We start from the raw sequence: 15,402 nt of genomic DNA, 5'->3' as shown, positions 1-15,402 counted from the left end.
GGCTGGGGCCCTCCTTCCTCCAGAGAGCGGGTGGTCAGGCGGCGTCGCGCAGCCGAGCCCGGACACGGACGACGGTGCGCGGGGTCGTGCGCAGGGTGCAGGCGATCTCGCGGGCGGTCTTGCCGGCGCGGGTGAGGCGGGCGACCTCCCGGTCCCGCGGGTTCTGCGGGCGGTGCCGGCGGTGCGGGCGTTCCTGCTCGGTCTGTCCGCCCCAGATGCCGAACTCCTCGTCGTGGCTCCGAGCCCACTCCGCGCAGGCAGCGCGGACGGTGCAGCGGGCACAGACCCGCTTGGCCGCGGCGGTCAGCTCGGCGGCCCCGGGGCCGGGTTCGGGGAAGAACGCGTCCGGGTCGGTGCCGCGGCAGGCGGCCTGCTCGTGCCAGGCAAGCTCGGCGGCGGTCACGCCGAGGACGGCCCACGTCGGCGGGACGGCTGGGGCGCGGCCGGGTGTGGTGGTGCCGGTGATGCGGCGCGGCTGGCGAAGCTGGGGCATCAGGCGGCCACCTCCAGACTCGGGCGGCCGGTCACGGCGGCCTGGTAGCGGGTCCACAGTTCGTCGATCGCGGCGGTGTCGTCGGGTAGCTCGCGCAGCACCTCGGTGGGGGAACCGGACACGGCCTGCTCGATCCGGCGGGCGTGTGCGAGCAGGGCGCGTCGCCATGCGGTCTCCAGCAGGACGGCTTTGAGGTGGTCGGCCAGCTCGGGCATCGGGGCGTCGCGGTAGGTGTCGATGAGCCAGCCGGACAGCCACTCGCGGCGCTTCTCGCCCGGTGCCTGCCCGGTGGCGACGGCGTGGGCGTAGAGGGCGACCGGGGCGGGGGTCTGGTCGGCGGCCACGACCTCGATGGCGAGTTGGAGGACGTGGGCGGCCATGCCGCCGGCGAAGTCGGTGGCACGCATCCCGGCCAGCACATGCCGCGCCGCGCGGGCGTGCATCTGCATGAGGCAGCCGAGGAACTGGCGCTCCGGGTTGGTCAGGGCATCGGTGGCGGTAGCCATGGTGGTCCCTTCGGTGTCAGTCGCAGTGCGCGAGGACGGCGGCCAGGGCGTCGTGTTCGGCCTGATCGATCGAGAGGCGGTAGCGGGTCTTGGTTTCGATCCAGCGGGTGGCGTAGCCGCAGCGGTCCCGCTCGGGGAGCCAGTGCGCGGGGTCCTGGTCCCCTTTGGACCGGTTCGCGCGGGCGGTCGCGACGACCAGGACGTCGGGGTCGTTGGCGTAGCGCTCCCGCTCCGCCCGAGACCACGTGCGAGGGCCGACGCGCCGGCCGTTCTCGATGCGGCCGGAGCGGGCGACCTCGGCCAGCGGCACGAGGTGGTCAATGTCCAGTTTGGACGCATCCGTGACGGTCACCCCGTCGTAGGGGCTGACCCACGTCCCGGCGACCGGGCGGCACTGGTCGTCGACGTGCACACCTTGGCCCTGGTCGAGCAGGGCTTGTTCGCGGGCGTTGCAGGTGCCGTGCACGGTCTTCCAGTGCGGCCAGTCGTCGCGGTCGTAGTGGAAGCCTGTGTCCTCGGGGGCGACGGGTAGCGCGGCGAGGGCGGCGGTGGCCTCGGTCGAGTCGGCCGTGGTGGCGCCGGCGTCGGTGAGGGGGTCACATCCGGCGGTCAGGGCGAGGGTGGCGAGCAGCGCGAGACTGAGGCTGGTGCGGGTGTGCATGGGGTTCCTTCGGTGAGGTGTCGTGTCCCTGTGGTGAGCGGCGGGTTTCATCACTCGGGCTCGCTGGTGTAGGTGTTGCCGCTGCCGAAGTGGGCCGGTCCGTGGAGGTGGTGGATGGTCGTGCCGGCCGGCGGCTGGTTGCTGGTCTGCCGCCAGTGGCCTTGCGCCTTGGCGGCCTTGCGGGCAGCGCGCGCTTCGGCGCGGGCCGCCCGCTCGGTGGCGCGTGCCTGCCTGCGCGCCTCGTATGCCGCCTGGTCGATGGGGCCGGTCGAGCCGATGGTGGTGCTGGTGACCTGGCGGTTGCCGTCGTAGACGTTGATCTGGGTTTCGGTGCCGGTGCTGATCGGGCCTTCGGCGTGGTGGATCACGGTGGTGTTCTCCGTTCGCGCGGCCGGTTCGGGCTGCGGCTGGCCGTTGGGTGCCGTCATGTCCCTGTGCTCAGCAGGCTTTTCAGTCATGGGGCGCTCCTGTGAGGTGCGGGGGTGGGCGGCGTAGGTGTCGGCCAGTCGCTGCCGGGCCTCGATGAGGCGGGTTTCGGCGGCCTGAATGGCAGTGGAATCTCCGGTGGCGCGGGCGGCGTCGAGGCGTCGGTTGGCGCGTTCGACCTGCTTGCGCGCGGTGTTGAGGGCGCGGGTGCGGGTCGTGTTGCTGCCGGGGCAGCGGCGGCCTCCGTGCTTGGACGAGCGGCACATGTCGGTTCCTCTTCCGGGGTCACGTCCCCAACGGTCAATTACTCTTTGTGATTGCAGCTGAGTGCGCGGAGGTAGGGCTAGGGGCGGGCGAGTGCCCGTGAGCCGGGCCTTGGCGGGATTTCCGCTGGTCAGCGCTCCGGCTGTCTAGGTCGCTAGTGCGCTGGTCAGCGGTGGTTTTGGTGTCTAGGGGTGGGGTCTAGGTCTAGGGGCGGTCCGGTCTAGAGCGCGGGCCGCCCCTAGCCCGAGTGGCGATTACGCTCCGTTGCTTTTCGCGGTGTCGCGTGCTGCGTGGAGGGCGTCGCGGGTGTAGCCGTTGCGGTTGCTGCCCTTGCCGGTCGTCGGGTCGGTGGCCCACACCTGCTTGGGCTTGACGCCGTAGGGCTTGAGGGCGGTGGCGAGGTTGGCGGGGGTCCAGTTGCCGTACTGGTTGGGGCGCAGCTCGGCGAGGCGGGTGACGATGACCTCGGACCAGAGCTTGTCCTCGCCACGCTGGAACATCGCGAGGGCATCGGCCAGCGGGTCCAGGCGGGCTGCCTCGATGTCGACGGACTCGCCGGCGGCGTAGCCGGTGATGTTCCCGGCCTCTTCCCGGCGACGGCGGGCACCGGCGGCGATTTTCTTGGCGTCGGTGGCGTCCTTGTAGACCGACCGCACGATCTTGGCTTCTTCGCCCTCACCGACCAGGTAGCCGATACCGCGGTCGGTGCGGGCGAACATCGTGGCCCGGACGCCGTTCTTGTGCATGCTGGTGCCCAACACCATGTCGTTTTCGGTGTGGCCCTGGACCTTGAGGCAGTAGCGCAGGATCGCGTTCGCGCTGATGCCGGTGGGCAGGGACTTGGCGTCCGGCCGTTGGGTGGCCAGGATCAGCAGGATGCCCAGCGCCGGGCCGCGCTTGGCCAGGTCGGTGCAGATCTCTTCGAACTCCTTGCCGTACTTCTCGTGCTCGAACCACACCTGGCACTCATCCACACCCACGACGATCGGCGCCAGGCCGAGGTCCTTGCGCGCGGCAAGCTCGGGAGTGACCTTGTTGTCCGGGCAGATCGACTCCGGAAGCGAGCGGATCACCTTGGTACGTCGGCGCATTTCCTCCCGGAGCTTGCGCATCTCGGCCACCATGACCTCGATGTCCTCCGGGTCGTCGCCGACACCGTAGGCGTGCGCGCACGGGGCGATCGCGGCCAGGTCACCGGTGCCCTTGAGGTCGTAGGCGTAGACGATGGCGCGCGGGTCCAGGATCGCGATGAGCAGCAGTTCCCGCAGGGTGACCGTCTTGCCCATCCGCGGAACCGCGCCGATGACCATGGACACGAACATCAGGGTCACGTTCACCCACCGGCCGCGCTGGTCGGTGCCGAAGGGCTGGGGCTTGAACAGGTCCACCACCGCACCCGGCTTGGCCAGCGGCCACGCCGGCTGACGCGACTTGGACAGGTCCTGGTCACCCACCCACAGCACCAACCGTCCCTCATGGACCTTCGCATCACCTTCCGGCCACACGCAGCCGATTTGACGACGCAGCGCCGAGGAAAGCTCCTGCCGCTTGGCGATCACGTCCCCCGCGGGCACGCCCAACGGCAGGTCGACCTCCGCGCGCCACCCATCGCCGTCGCGCTGGATCGGTGAGGGGAAGCTGATGCGCTTGCCCTTGGTGTAAGCCTGGTTGAGCGCCCCGATGCCCAGCGAACACAGGGCGTCCTCGACCATCTGGGACGTGATCTTCGGCGTCTTCACGCTGTCCACGGCGCGACCGGCGACCGGCTTGTCGGCCGGGGCACCCCACCACCCGATCATGGTCATGACCGACAGCAGCAGCGTCCAGTTCCAGAACGCCGACAGCGTGGACAGGCACACGTACCCCACGCCGATCAGGCACAGCAGCCCGAGCCAAACCGGCAGCATGCGCTTGCGCACGGTCTCGTTACGGGCTTCACGCAGCTTCATGTACTCGTTCACGTCCGCCCGGTCACGGGCAGCCATGCGCACCGGCTTGGACTCCGCGTCGTACACCCACCGGTACAGCCGGGCGACCAGCCGGCCGATGGCGCCGAACGAGCGCAGGAATGCCGTGGGCACGTACACCGGCACCCGCAGGGCGTGGAAGGCGAACGCGTGGGCTGCGTACCGGGCGAGGTACTTGGCGCGGGCCGTGAACTCCTCCCACGAGGTCAGCCACTTGGCCACCAGCGGGCGGGCGGTGGCGTCCCCAATGGTCTCCCACCAGGTCCGCGGCGCCTCGGGCGGATCGACCAGCACCGGCGCCGCAGCCGCGGCGGCGTCGTCGTCCACGATCTCGGCGTCGATCACCTCGGACCGGGCGAGGTCGCGGCGGTCCTGAACGGGGATCGCCTCGACATTCGCGGCGCTGTCGGGTCGCGGCGCGAACGGCAGCACCTTGCCGTTCACGGTGTCGGTCTGCTCGGTGTTCACGGCCGGGGTGTCGGAGGCGTTCACGTCCGGGGTTGCCGGGGTGTTCACGGGCTCCTGCTCGGGGGTGTTCACGGGCTCCTCACGGTTGGCGTCGTCACCGGGGCGGGGCTGGGTCGGGACGGACATCAGGCGGCCTCCTCACGACGCTCGGCGCTGGACTGCTCGGACGGGAACGGGGTCGGCGCGGTGCTCGCCCCGGTGGCCGAGGTGACCTCCACGGTGAGGTCATCGGCAACGTTCTTGCTGGTCCCCCGCGAGATGTCTGGGCACACGGTCCGGACCCACGCCGGGGTGATCTCGATTCCCGGCGCCCACGCCGCCCGCGCCTCGGCGAGGTAGTCCGCACGCAGCTTCCGTGCGGGCTTGGTCGCCACCTTGGGCTTGCGTGGCGCGCGGCGAGCAGGCGGCGTGACCGGCTCGGGAGCCGTCTCGTGAACGGTCTCCGGGGCGGACTGTGGAACGGACTCCTCGGCAGGCTGGGCGGGCTGGCCGGTGAACGCCGGGGCGGCGGCCTTGGTGACGGCCTCGGTGAGCCGGTCACGCAGCACCGGTGCGGTCTCCGCGGCGAGGAACACCAGCACCGGCGGCACCGAGTGCAGCACGACTCCGGCGACGTGCAGCTCGGTCCAGGACTGCCACGTGTTCATCACGTAGGTGGCCAGGAACGCGAACCACTTCGTCCGGTGTGCCCACACCATTCCATCGCGCACCTGGTAGCGGGCGGTGATCTGCTCGGCGCGCAGCACCGCCACCAGCACCAGCGACACCATCGGGTCCAGCAGCCACGCGGCCAGCCACGGCAGCGACCACATCGTGGCGCCGGCAGCGGCGAAGGTCTGGACGTTGACCATCGTGAAGGCCAGCCCGAGGAAGATGCCGATCCACACCAGCGTGTCCACGAAGCTGCGGACCTTCTCCACCCGCAGCGCGATCACGTCCGGGTGGTTGGACAGCGCCCGCACCTCAGCAGCGGTCTCCGCGTCCTGACGCAGCTTGTCCGCAGTGGACAGAGGCATCACGCGAGCGTCCTGCTTGGTCGCGAGATCCGTGCTCATCGGTGGCCTCCTCGGGTGGTGGTGACGATCTCGGTGACGGCGAGCAGCCGCGCCACGGCCGCACCCGCGAACAGGGCGGGCACGATCAGCGCGACGGCCAGGGCCGTGGTGTTGTGCCAGAACCGGATCACCAGCCACTGGGCGCCGACGATCACGGCGGCGGTGACCAGCGTGCGGACGGTGCTTCCGGCCAGCCGGGTCACCTCCCGCACGCCCTTGCGGGCCTTGAGCGCGGACTTGCGGCCGGACCGCCAGGTCGCGAACAACCCGATCAGCGCCAACGCGCCGAGGACGTAGATGACGGTGGAGTTCATCAGGCCACCCCCTTCCGGGCGTTCGAGGCACCGTCCACGCGGGAGCGGCGGTGCAGCGGGATCACGTTGTCGGGCCGCGCGTCCAGCGCTGCGTGCTCGTCGGCGGTCAGGGTCGGGGTGCCGGTGAGGTAGTCGTGCAGGTAGTCATCCGCCGGCAACCCCAAGCGGTAGCGGCACGGCTCGCACACCCGGTAGGGCTTGGGGAGTTCGGCGTAGCCCGTCTCCCCGCACTGGCGGCACGTACGCCGCGCCCGCATGGCCTTCGCCAGGGCGGCGGCGCGGGCCGGGGTCATCGGACGGACCGGCTTGGCCCGGTCAATGAGGTAAAGGTTGGCCTGGACCTGCTTGCCGGCCTTGCGGCAGCGGAAGTACAGCACCGCCACCGGGTCCTGCCCGCCCGGACGCAACCCCATCGCCCGCAGCTGGCGGCGCGTCGCGAGCTTGTCCCGCGGCGCGATGCCGTAGGAGAGCAGGTGTAGCCCGTCCAGCCGGCCGCGGGTGAACTCCCGATCCGTCGACCACGGGACCTCCGTCAGGGTCCACGGGTACTGACGGCGGCTCACGCGGCCTCACCACCCAGCGCCGCGAACTCGCGGTCCCAGTCGATCCGGTCGGACTCGCTGCCGATCGGCACCAGGGCCTCGGTCTTGGCCAGCGCGTCGATCAGGCTGGCGCGTTTGAACGCGAAGTCCGCCACCCCAGTCGGAGAGGACAGGGTGACCCACACCCGCCACGGCACGTCCAGGTCCGGGGCGACTGCCACGTCTCCCTCACCGACTCTGGTGGGCGTGCGCGGCGGCAGCGCCAGGCCCTCGGCGAGCAGGTCCCGGGCGATGTGCCAGCGCACCCACTGCTCGGCGCCGACCGCGAAGTCCAGTACCACCGCGAGCGGGTCATCGATGCGGTAGCGGAACTTCACCTTCAGCGGCACCAGCTCGATCACCTCGCCGGAGCGGTCCTCCAGCTCGGCCCACATCGGCAGGTTCAGGCTCTTCGGCAGCATCAGCGCGCACCCCCGTCCGCGTCGTCGATGACCAGGGGCTCGTAGTGCGGGTAGCGCGTGCGCCCGCCCGCCATCAGGTCGGCACGGGCGTGCATCCGGACAACGACCGGGCCGAATTTGGCAGCGACGATGCAGCCGTGCGGTTCGTTGATGACGCTCACCTCGGTGCCGTGCGTGACGGCAGCCGCGTGGAACGCGGTCAACGTGACGCGCGGGTCCGGCTCGTGGTTGACCAGCGGCGCGAGCATGTTCAGCGCGTAGCTCAGCTTGTCGGCTAGGGCGGGGTTCTGCTCGATCAGCGTGGCCAGCGCTCGCAAGCCTTCGGCCTGCCGCTGTGCCAGCATGCCGCCGGACTCCTCCGGGGTGCGGTTGGTGCCTACCATGGGGTTCCTTCCCGAGTGGTTTCGCGACTGGTTGGGGAGTCCCGGCGCGGCGTGCACGTTCTTGGCGGAGTGGGCCGCCGTGCCGGGGTCCGTGATCACAAAGCGGGTCATCGGAACGACCTCCTACAAGTTCGCGGCGTAGCTCTCGACGGCCGAGCGAGCGGCGGACACCAGGCCCATGAGCTGCGAGACGTTCTCGGTGATCTGGGCGTAGAGACCCATCGCTTCGTGGACGGGCGCTTGGCTGCTGGCCGCTGCAACCTGGTGCAGGCGGCCCTGAATCTCGGTCGTGGTCTGGGATGCCTGCGCGAGCGCGGCGAGCACGCCCTCGGCCTGCTCGTTGCTGCTGGCCAGGACTGCGCGGATCTCATCGATGCTGGACATGGCGGGTGTTCCTCCTGTGGTGGTGGTTGTCGTGCTGCTCGTCGGTGGGGGTGTGCGCTTCTCGTTGGCGGCCGGTTTTGCGGCGGGGCGGCAGTGTTCGGGCACCTGGTGTCCGGCCTTGGTGAGCACCAGCCGGGCGTAGTGCTGGTACACGGCGGTCATCCCGCGGTCGGAGCTGGTGCGGGTCCACCACAACGGGTCGTCGATCAGGCTCGGATCGGTGCTGGTGAGGTGGCCGTGGAACAGCTCCTCACGGGGCATCCGACGCACCGCCACATCGAGCACGGTCAACTTCCGGTACCACTCGGCGAAGGCGTCCAGCGAGTGGTGGCGGCCGTAGATGTCCAGCACTGCCCCATCCGGTGTGATTACCGCGGTGTGCACGGCGGTCCATCCCCGGTCGGGGTAGCGAAGCTTGACGCCCACCAGGTCCCAGCCGGTCATGCAGCTCATCGCCGCCGCCAGCCAGTGACACTGGCTCTGCCCGAAGAACTCCTCCTCCTGCGGGCCGATCTGCCCTGCGGTGAGCGTCAGCCTCTCCGAGCCTGCGCTCGTGCCACCGGGGATGTAGAGGTCCACCGAGCCCTCGAAGTCCGCGTCCAACCGGAACACCCCGACCCCCTCAGGCGAGGACGGACAGGACGAGCGCGACTGCGAGCGCGCCGGCGCCGATGATGAGCAGGTTCACCGCGTGCTTGACGCGGGTGTGCTTGTCCACGGCGAGGTGCCCCAGCACGCACACGTCGTGCGCGGCGGCCTCGGCGGCGTAGCTCCCGGCCTCCAGCAGCACACTCGGACCGTGCAACGTAGCGTCCAGCCACGAACCCGGCGTCGGGAACTGCGAGAGCTTCGGCCGGATCGTGGCCAGCAGCACCAGCACCGCACCGAAGATCGGCAGCGCGGACAACCACAACGCCGCCAGCGCCGGCACCGGCATCCCGGTCTTGGCCAGCGCCACCACCCCAGCCAGCGCCACCCCAACCACCGACAACAACGTCGTGGCCTTCGCGTCCGCTCGGCGCAACTCGTCCCGAACCTGCTCGTGCGCCCGCAGCACCAACGGCGGCGCGTCCATTCCGAAGGCGTCCATCAGGCGGCCTCCCCCTCGATCAGGTCGGCCACGTCCAGCCGGGCCGGCAGCGACCGCATCACGGTCGCCTCCGCCCGGCGCAGCTCCCGCCCCGCCCGGCGCGGATCGGTGAACCGCGGCACCCGAGCCAGCGCCGCGAGCGCGGCGGCCTCCAACTCGGGGTCGATCTCGTCGAGCAGGTCCAGCGCGCCGGCCAACTCGTCGGCATCCGCCGCGCAAGCAGCCTGCGCCTGCACCGCGAACACCTCGTCGTAGTCGATGTCCAGAACGTCGAACTTGGCCTCGGCTTGCCGACGACTGATGTGTGCGGACCTCATCGGGTCTCCCTTCCGAGTCAATGCCTTAATGTGCACTAGTGCACTACATGGTGCTGAGGTGCGTCAAGGTCGTACATGTGGTGCTTTAGGGTGATGTTTGTTCCGAGGTACCCTCGGTCAGTGCCTATCGATCAGCACGGCGCTCAGCCGCTAAGCACTCAGATCAGGGACGACCTCGCCCGCCGCATCCGCGCGGGGGAGTTCAACGTGGGGGAGAAGATTCCGTCGCTTCGGGCGCTCGCCACGGACTACGGCGTTGCCGAGCTGACGGTGCACGGCGCGATTCGGGAGCTTCAGCACGCGGGCGTTCTGGAGTCCTCCACGGGCCGCGGCACTTTCGTCCGTGCTCTGCCGGACGAGGCAGCCTCGAACGCCGACGCCATGGAAGCCCTCCGAGCTGAGGTCGCGGACCTCCGGGAGCGAGTCGAGGCCCTGGAGAAGGAGCGCCGGTCGCGCTGACCCGGTGTTCGTGTTCGCTGTCATGACCTAAGAACACCGCAGGAACGGCCGCGCTGGTAGGCGATCCGCAGTCGCGTCCGCGCTATTCCGGAAAGGACTATTCCGGGGCGGCATACGCGCTGGTCAGGGCCTTCCAGCCGTCCGAAAGAATCTGCGACAAATCCGAGTTCGGGGCTTGCCAGCCCAGCTCATCGCGGATGCGTCGGCTGTCTGCGAGCAGCACACGCGGCTCGTTCGCGGGCGGGTTCCGCTTGATCGGGACCGGACGTCCGGTGATCTGCTCGGCGGCCGTGAGAACGTCGTTAATGGACGTTTCCCGGCCGCTGCCGACGTTGTAGGCGCGCCAGCGCCCGGGGGTGCACGCTTCGACGGCGAGAACGAAGGCGTGTGCCATGTCGGCGACGTGCACGAAGTCGCGGACTGTCGTGCCGTCGCCGTTGACGGCCAGCACGTCGGCGAGTCCGGCTTGGACGGCGAGCACCTTGGGGATCAGGCGGGTGACGTCACGATCCGTGCAGTCGTCTACTGCGCCGGCGACGTTGAAGGCGCGCAAGCTGATCGCTCCGAGCTGACCAGACGCAGCGACGTTGGCAGCGGCGAGGTCGGCTGCGGCTTTGGTCGCGCCGTACGCGTTGGCGGGGGCGATCGGAGAGTCTTCATCGATGGGCTGGGTTTCCGGCGTGCCGTAGACGGCAGCCGTCGATGCAAGCACGAGCTTGGCCGGCGCATCCCCGTCGGTGAGGGCTTCGAGCAGGTTGAGCGTGCCGCCGACGTTGGTTCGCCAGTAGGGGAGAGGGTCCGACAGGGATTCGCGGACGCGCGCACGGGCCGCGAGATGGCATACGCCGTCAACGTCGCGGACAGCAGCGCGGACGCTCGCGACGTCCTCGAGGTCCCCTACCGCCGTGCGCGCCGAGTGCCTTGGGGCCTTGGCGGCATCGCGGACGAACGCCACCGGCTCGTGTCCCCGCTCGGCGAGGGCAGCGACGACGGCGTATCCGAGGTACCCGGCGGCGCCGGTGACGAGAACGCGCACGTGTTCAGCCTGCCAGAAGCGTGTTCCGGTGCTGCCAAGCCAGCTCGATGCAGGCGCGCGAGATCGGCGAGAGCGGCTCGGACTTGAGCCGCTCGCGGGACTCGGTGTTGAAGGGGATACCGACTGTGGGCCGGGCCGCGTCGGTGCTGACCGCAGCGCCCTCTTCGTTGACCTCGACCATGTCGGCGAAGAGCTGGTCGAACACGGGTCCCTCGATCACGGCGACGGTCAGCAGCTCCACCCACAGCGTCAGCGGTTCGAGCACCACCGCGCAGGTGAAGACGCGGAAGTCGCCGGCCGCGCGAGCAGCGGTGAACGAACGGAAGGGCTCGTCGTGCTCGTAGTCGATAGGGTCGAGGGAGTTGCCGTCGTGCTCAGGGTTGCCGAGGAACTCTTCGGAGTACTCGCGCTGGATGTTGCGCCACACGGAGAAGTCGTTGGCCTGGTGCGCCGGCGCGAGGGCCGCGGGCTGGAACACCCCGGCCGGGATGACATGGAACATGCCGCCCGCGACCGCGGTGGCCTTGGCGTCGCGGCGGTGCAGGTACATCCGGTGCCCGTCGATCGGGTCGCGCCGGATGGTCAGGGTGTTGATGCTGGGCAGCATCGGGCGGGCGAGCAGGTCGAACGGGTCCGTGATGTGGCGGCGGAGCGGCAGGTGAGCGAGGCTGGGCCGCTTCCGGCCGGCGCGGAGCCACGCGTCGGCGAACTCGTGGGCTGCGGCTTCGCAGACGTCCAGGACGTCGAAGTACGTGGTGTAGCTGAACCCGAGGCGACCCTTGTCGCCGGTCCAGTCGACCTCAGCCAGCCGGTAGCTGACCCGGTTGTCCAGCAACTTCGGCCGGGCGAGGTCCCGCAGCGCACGCGAGTAGAGCCGGAAGTGCTCGCCGTCCGCGGCGAGCGGCCGGACGCTCTCGGTCTGCTCGATACCGCCCGTAATGGCGGGCTTGGGCAGCGCCTCGGCGAGCCAGTACAGCTCGATGTCGGACAGCTCGACTGGCTCAGAGGGCAGCCAGCCCGGCTGGGTCAGAACGGTGGTGCCGGGGATGCAGTGGGCGTGCGGGTACAGCTCGGAGGCGAGGTCGCCGAGCCGGGCGCGGTTGGCGTTGAGCTCGCGCCGGACGACCTTCCAGTGCTCCTGGCTCTCGTGCGGGGCGCCGGCCTCACTCACCTGCCCCGGCTTGGGGATGGCGTCCGCCGAGTGGTCCGGCAGGATGCCCAGCCGCTCCGGCGGGATGTGCAGCTTCGACGCGATCGACCGCAGCTCGGCCAGGCCGGGCACGAGCTTGCCCTTCTCGACCTTCGACACCCAGGACTGCGTGGTGTTGAGCAGGTCAGCGGCTTCCTGCTGGGTGAGGTTGTGGTGCTGCCGGTACCAGCGGATGACCTCGCCGGCGTCGGAGCCATCTGGGGGAGCGGCAACCGCTTGCGCCACGTGTAGCCACCTTCCGGTGTTCGCAGTGTCCGCCACGCTGATGCTCCTCCTCTGCCTTTGGCTTGGATGTCAGTGTGGCAGATCGGTGTTTCAGGCCCCTTTGCTTGAGACGAGCTGGTAGTGACGCCCCAAATTCGCCCCAGAGTGGGAGTGGCGTAGGCAGATATGCCGAGGTCAGAGGCGGTTTGCTCACCGCTCTGTAAATCAGACGGCACTGCCTTCAGAGGTTCGAATCCTCTACCCGCCACACCAGCACTGGGAAAGCCCCGCCGACTTGCGCGAACAGGTCGCGGGGCTTTTCCCGTTCCGCCGGGCGGTCTCGCCCGAGTGCGGTGCCTGGTGGCTTCCCGTCGCGGCCGGTCCTCCGCTACGGTGTGGCATCGATCTTGCGCTCCTGGGGGTGGAGATGATCGTTCTGGCGGCGGAGAATCCCGTCAAGCCGCATCTTGCCGAGCTCGCGCTGGGCCTCGTGGCGTTCCTCCTGCTCTTGTACGTGCTCGCGAGGTTCGTGGTGCCGCGGTTCGAGGCGCTGTTCGCGGCCCGGGCGGACAAGATCGAGGGCGGGATCGAGAAGGCGGAGCAGGCTCAGGCCGCCGCTGCCGAGGCGCTCGAGCGCTTCCGCGCCCAGCTCGCCGACGCCCGTGCGGAGGCCGCGCGCATCCGCGAGGAGGCGCGCGCCGAGGGTGAGCGCGTGCGTGCGGAGCTGCGTGCGGAAGCCCAGGCGGAGAGCCGGCGGATGATCGCCCAGGGCGAGGCCGAGCTGGCCGGGCAGCGGAGCCGCATCGCGGCGGAGATGCGGCCCGAACTCGGCCGGCTGGCGGTGGAGCTGGCCGAGCGCATCGTGGGTGAGCCCCTGGCGGACGAGGCCCGGCGGCGCGGCTCGGTCGACCGGTTCCTCGCGGAGCTGGACCGGCGGTAGCTCCGCGGGCCCGGCGTGGAGTGCCGGCAGGCGGTGGCCCGGTAGCTCACGGCGCCGGCCCTGCGCGAATCGGCTGAAACGGTTCGCGTATCGGCTACCCGCACGGCCGCGGCGCCATTAGCGTCCAGTGGGTATCGGGCTCGGCGCGAGTCCTCGGGTGAGCAATGTGCAGTCAGGGACATCCGGTCGAACAGCGACCCGCGGGCCGGATCCGCTGGAGTGAACGTGTCGCAGCGGCGCGCACCCCGCCCGGCTACGAGGAACGGGTACTGACGGGATGGCGCTGCTACCACTTCACCGGTTCGAGTTGTTCCAGTCGAGAGACGTCGACTACACCCGTGACATGACCGCGCGCGCCTTCTGCGCGCACAACCTCGAGCCGCTCGACCTCGCGAACGGTATCGACGCCCGGCTGCACACCAAGCGGGTCGGCAACGGCACCAGCGTCTCCTACCTGGCCTACGGCGGGGACGTGCTCATCGAACCGGAAGAACGCACGTATTTCGCCGTGCTCCTCCCCCTCGCCGGGGAATGCCGGATCGAATACGCCGGCGAGCAGGTCCGCACGCATCCCGGGGCAGCGGCGGTTCTGCCACCGGACCGTTCGCTCGTCATGAACTGGTCCGCGGATTGCGCGCACCTCGTGTACCGGATCGAGCGGGTGGCATTGGAAGCGCATCTGGGAAAACTTCTGGGCAGTACGCTGCACCAGCCGCTGCGGTTCGCGCCCACCATGCCCCTCGATGCCGGACCGGGCCGGTCCTGGGCGGCCGGCTTCCGGACCCTGGTCACCCTGCTGGACCAGCCGGACAGCATGATCGAGCACCCGCTCGCCGCGGCGGAGTTCGAGTCCGGGTTGCTGACGGGGCTGCTGCTGGCTCAGCCGCACCCGTTCCAGCACCAGCTCCTCGACCGCAACACCCGGCCGGCGCCCTCGCGCCCGGTGCGGCTCGCGGTCGACATCATGCAGAACCACCCGGAGTGGGAGCACACCACCGGCAGCCTGGCGAGGGTCACCGGGGTGGGGGTGCGCACGCTCCAGCGCGGGTTCCGGGAGCAGCTGGGCGTGACCCCGCGCGAGTACCTCAACGACGTCCGGCTGCAGCGGGTGCGGGATGAGCTCCGGGCGCACCGGCCGGAGCACGCGACGGTGGGTGAGATCGCGTCGCGTTGGGGATTCCCGCATCCGGGTCGGTTTTCGGTTATTTATCGCCAAAGGTTCGGGGAGAGCCCGTCCGCGACTTTGCGCGAATGATCTCGAAAAAGGGGGCCAGGCGCCCATTGGACAGAACCTGACGTTTACCGTATTGCCGCCGTGGGGGACGGTGGCAACAATGATGGGAGTGCGTGTGCTGAAGTACCCGACACCGGTGTCGGCGTCCCCGGTTCGATGCTTCTCCGCATGATCACGCGGATTTCTGACTTGCTGTCGATATTGCGGGCGCGCGGTATTTCGGTACCTAGGGTATCCGCAAATCGACGATGGGGGACCGAATGATGGCACCTCGACTCAGGGTTCTGGTCGTGCTGCAGCAGCCCCTGCTCAGGTTCGGCCTGCGCAGTCTGATCGAGCAACTCGACGCGGTCGGCGAGGTCGTGGAGGCGGCCACGGAGCAGGAGGCACTGCGATACTGCGCCGAGGAGCTCCCCGGCCTGGTCATCACCGACCTCACGCTGCCCGGCGGCGGAACCGGGCTGCGGGTGTGCCGGTTCGTCAAGGACCGGCGGCCGGACGTGCCGGCCATCGTGATCAGCGGCGATGCCGCGCCGGCGGCCATCGCCGCGGCGCTCAACGCCGGAGCGGACAGCTTCCTCCACAAGTTCGCCAGCTGCGCCGAGGTGCTGGAAGTGGTGGAAGCGACCTGCTCGGGCCGCCGCGCGTGGGTGCTCGGCGAGACCGCGCCGCGGAGCGCGGAGTCCACCCGGCTGCCCGGCACCGACCTGACCAACCGGGAGCAGGAGGTGCTCTCCCTGCTGCTGAAGCGGCGGTCGAACGAGGAGATCGCCGACGAACTGTGCCTCGCCCAGCAGACGGTCAAGAACTACGTGAGCAAGGTCCTGCAGAAGCTGGGCTTCGGCAGCAGGAAGGAGCTCTTCCGGTCGGTGGAAGCACGCGTCGACCGGGTTCCCCGCCCGCGGACGCGGTCGACTGACTTCCCAGCGGCCCGTCCGTCATCCCTCGCATCCTGACGGTGGTACCGGCGGTCCTTCCGTGCTCCGGG

Annotated in this window: 19 protein-coding genes; 4 read left to right on the top strand and 15 right to left on the bottom strand. The window is 70.0% G+C overall.

Translation table 11 applies throughout. The annotated features are described in order from the left end of the window. Positions 1–34 precede the first annotated feature (34 nt). The 13 genes from FHX45_RS13365 to FHX45_RS13305 all read right to left on the bottom strand — a co-directional run bounded on the left by FHX45_RS13365 (position 35) and on the right by FHX45_RS13305 (position 9,331). A complete protein-coding gene (locus FHX45_RS13365; protein ID WP_167100760.1) occupies positions 35–493 on the bottom strand; it encodes a WhiB family transcriptional regulator in 459 nt (152 codons plus the stop codon). Next, positions 493–999, bottom strand: a complete 507-nt coding sequence (locus FHX45_RS13360; protein ID WP_167100757.1) for a hypothetical protein — start codon at positions 997–999, stop codon at positions 493–495. The genes FHX45_RS13365 and FHX45_RS13360 overlap by 1 nt, the downstream gene beginning before the upstream one ends. A 16-nt stretch (positions 1,000–1,015) precedes the next feature. Beyond that, a complete protein-coding gene (locus FHX45_RS13355) occupies positions 1,016–1,660 on the bottom strand; it encodes an HNH endonuclease family protein (protein ID WP_167100754.1) in 645 nt (214 codons plus the stop codon). Between the two features lie 50 nt (positions 1,661–1,710). Continuing rightward, on the bottom strand, positions 1,711–2,352 hold the full coding sequence (locus FHX45_RS13350; protein ID WP_167100751.1) for a hypothetical protein: 642 nt from the start codon (positions 2,350–2,352) through the stop codon (positions 1,711–1,713). Positions 2,353–2,604: 252 nt separating this feature from the next. After that, positions 2,605–4,911 carry an FtsK/SpoIIIE domain-containing protein gene (locus FHX45_RS13345; protein WP_167100748.1) on the bottom strand — a complete coding sequence of 769 codons (2,307 nt, stop codon included), beginning with the start codon at positions 4,909–4,911 and terminating at the stop codon, positions 2,605–2,607. Next, positions 4,911–5,840 carry a hypothetical protein gene (locus FHX45_RS13340; protein ID WP_167100745.1) on the bottom strand — a complete coding sequence of 310 codons (930 nt, stop codon included), beginning with the start codon at positions 5,838–5,840 and terminating at the stop codon, positions 4,911–4,913. Before FHX45_RS13340 ends, FHX45_RS13345 begins: the two co-directional genes overlap by 1 nt. Further along, positions 5,837–6,154: a hypothetical protein gene (locus tag FHX45_RS13335; RefSeq protein WP_167100742.1), complete on the bottom strand. Its 318-nt coding sequence runs from the start codon at positions 6,152–6,154 to the stop codon at positions 5,837–5,839. The genes FHX45_RS13340 and FHX45_RS13335 overlap by 4 nt, the downstream gene beginning before the upstream one ends. After that, the gene (locus tag FHX45_RS13330; RefSeq protein WP_341771447.1) at positions 6,154–6,717 is read right to left on the bottom strand and encodes an RRQRL motif-containing zinc-binding protein; all 564 of its coding nucleotides are present in this window, start codon (positions 6,715–6,717) and stop codon (positions 6,154–6,156) included. The genes FHX45_RS13335 and FHX45_RS13330 overlap by 1 nt, the downstream gene beginning before the upstream one ends. Continuing rightward, a complete protein-coding gene (locus tag FHX45_RS13325; RefSeq protein ID WP_167100739.1) occupies positions 6,714–7,157 on the bottom strand; it encodes an SsgA family sporulation/cell division regulator in 444 nt (147 codons plus the stop codon). Before FHX45_RS13325 ends, FHX45_RS13330 begins: the two co-directional genes overlap by 4 nt. Further along, positions 7,157–7,540, bottom strand: coding sequence for a hypothetical protein (locus FHX45_RS13320; RefSeq protein WP_167100736.1), 384 nt, complete (start codon positions 7,538–7,540; stop codon positions 7,157–7,159). Before FHX45_RS13320 ends, FHX45_RS13325 begins: the two co-directional genes overlap by 1 nt. A 123-nt stretch (positions 7,541–7,663) precedes the next feature. After that, positions 7,664–8,503 (bottom strand): hypothetical protein, encoded by an 840-nt coding sequence (locus FHX45_RS13315; RefSeq protein ID WP_167100733.1) that lies wholly within the window; start codon positions 8,501–8,503, stop codon positions 7,664–7,666. A 43-nt stretch (positions 8,504–8,546) separates the two neighbouring features. After that, entirely contained in the window at positions 8,547–9,014 is a 468-nt protein-coding gene (locus tag FHX45_RS13310; RefSeq protein ID WP_167100730.1) for a Pycsar system effector family protein, read from the bottom strand. Then, positions 9,014–9,331 carry a hypothetical protein gene (locus FHX45_RS13305; RefSeq protein WP_167100727.1) on the bottom strand — a complete coding sequence of 106 codons (318 nt, stop codon included), beginning with the start codon at positions 9,329–9,331 and terminating at the stop codon, positions 9,014–9,016. Before FHX45_RS13305 ends, FHX45_RS13310 begins: the two co-directional genes overlap by 1 nt. A 120-nt stretch (positions 9,332–9,451) precedes the next feature. On the opposite strand from FHX45_RS13305, the gene FHX45_RS13300 reads away from it, so the two are divergent. Further along, complete coding sequence (locus FHX45_RS13300) at positions 9,452–9,790, top strand: GntR family transcriptional regulator (protein ID WP_167100724.1); 339 nt, start codon at positions 9,452–9,454, stop codon at positions 9,788–9,790. Between the two features lie 97 nt (positions 9,791–9,887). On the opposite strand, the gene FHX45_RS13295 is transcribed toward FHX45_RS13300, so the two are convergent. Together FHX45_RS13295 and FHX45_RS28610 are read right to left on the bottom strand one after the other, a co-directional pair. Continuing rightward, on the bottom strand, positions 9,888–10,826 hold the full coding sequence (locus FHX45_RS13295) for an NAD-dependent epimerase/dehydratase family protein (protein ID WP_167100721.1): 939 nt from the start codon (positions 10,824–10,826) through the stop codon (positions 9,888–9,890). Positions 10,827–10,830: 4 nt separating this feature from the next. Continuing rightward, complete coding sequence (locus FHX45_RS28610) at positions 10,831–12,261, bottom strand: helix-turn-helix domain-containing protein (protein WP_167100718.1); 1,431 nt, start codon at positions 12,259–12,261, stop codon at positions 10,831–10,833. Between the two features lie 406 nt (positions 12,262–12,667). Between FHX45_RS28610 and FHX45_RS13285 the strand changes: the two genes are divergently transcribed. The 3 genes from FHX45_RS13285 (at position 12,668) to FHX45_RS13275 (ending at position 15,370) form a co-directional block, all read left to right on the top strand. Then, entirely contained in the window at positions 12,668–13,180 is a 513-nt protein-coding gene (locus FHX45_RS13285; protein WP_167108874.1) for a F0F1 ATP synthase subunit B, read from the top strand. Positions 13,181–13,523: 343 nt separating this feature from the next. Then, on the top strand, positions 13,524–14,435 hold the full coding sequence (locus FHX45_RS13280; RefSeq protein ID WP_167100715.1) for an AraC family transcriptional regulator: 912 nt from the start codon (positions 13,524–13,526) through the stop codon (positions 14,433–14,435). A 269-nt stretch (positions 14,436–14,704) separates the two neighbouring features. Then, entirely contained in the window at positions 14,705–15,370 is a 666-nt protein-coding gene (locus FHX45_RS13275) for a response regulator (protein WP_167100712.1), read from the top strand. The last annotated feature ends 32 nt before the right edge of the window (positions 15,371–15,402 follow it).

This window comes from Amycolatopsis granulosa (assembly GCF_011758745.1).
GTDB classification, from domain to species: Bacteria; Actinomycetota; Actinomycetes; order Mycobacteriales; family Pseudonocardiaceae; genus Amycolatopsis_E; species Amycolatopsis_E granulosa.
Note: the sequence above shows the minus strand (reverse complement) of the source record. Positions and strands in the feature narration are given on the sequence as shown.

Excerpts from the sequence above, each read along its gene's own strand:
- FHX45_RS13365 (WP_167100760.1), bottom strand. The coding sequence starts at position 493 with ATGCCCCAGCTTCGCCAGCCGCGCCGCATCACCGGCACCACCACACCC.
- FHX45_RS13360 (WP_167100757.1), bottom strand. The coding sequence starts at position 999 with ATGGCTACCGCCACCGATGCCCTGACCAACCCGGAGCGCCAGTTCCTC.
- FHX45_RS13355 (WP_167100754.1), bottom strand. The coding sequence starts at position 1,660 with ATGCACACCCGCACCAGCCTCAGTCTCGCGCTGCTCGCCACCCTCGCC.
- FHX45_RS13350 (WP_167100751.1), bottom strand. The coding sequence starts at position 2,352 with ATGTGCCGCTCGTCCAAGCACGGAGGCCGCCGCTGCCCCGGCAGCAAC.
- FHX45_RS13345 (WP_167100748.1), bottom strand. The coding sequence starts at position 4,911 with ATGTCCGTCCCGACCCAGCCCCGCCCCGGTGACGACGCCAACCGTGAG.
- FHX45_RS13340 (WP_167100745.1), bottom strand. The coding sequence starts at position 5,840 with ATGAGCACGGATCTCGCGACCAAGCAGGACGCTCGCGTGATGCCTCTG.
- FHX45_RS13335 (WP_167100742.1), bottom strand. The coding sequence starts at position 6,154 with ATGAACTCCACCGTCATCTACGTCCTCGGCGCGTTGGCGCTGATCGGG.
- FHX45_RS13325 (WP_167100739.1), bottom strand. The coding sequence starts at position 7,157 with ATGCTGCCGAAGAGCCTGAACCTGCCGATGTGGGCCGAGCTGGAGGAC.
- FHX45_RS13320 (WP_167100736.1), bottom strand. The coding sequence starts at position 7,540 with ATGGTAGGCACCAACCGCACCCCGGAGGAGTCCGGCGGCATGCTGGCA.
- FHX45_RS13310 (WP_167100730.1), bottom strand. The coding sequence starts at position 9,014 with ATGGACGCCTTCGGAATGGACGCGCCGCCGTTGGTGCTGCGGGCGCAC.
- FHX45_RS13305 (WP_167100727.1), bottom strand. The coding sequence starts at position 9,331 with ATGAGGTCCGCACACATCAGTCGTCGGCAAGCCGAGGCCAAGTTCGAC.
- FHX45_RS13285 (WP_167108874.1), top strand. The coding sequence starts at position 12,668 with ATGATCGTTCTGGCGGCGGAGAATCCCGTCAAGCCGCATCTTGCCGAG.
- FHX45_RS13280 (WP_167100715.1), top strand. The coding sequence starts at position 13,524 with ATGACCGCGCGCGCCTTCTGCGCGCACAACCTCGAGCCGCTCGACCTC.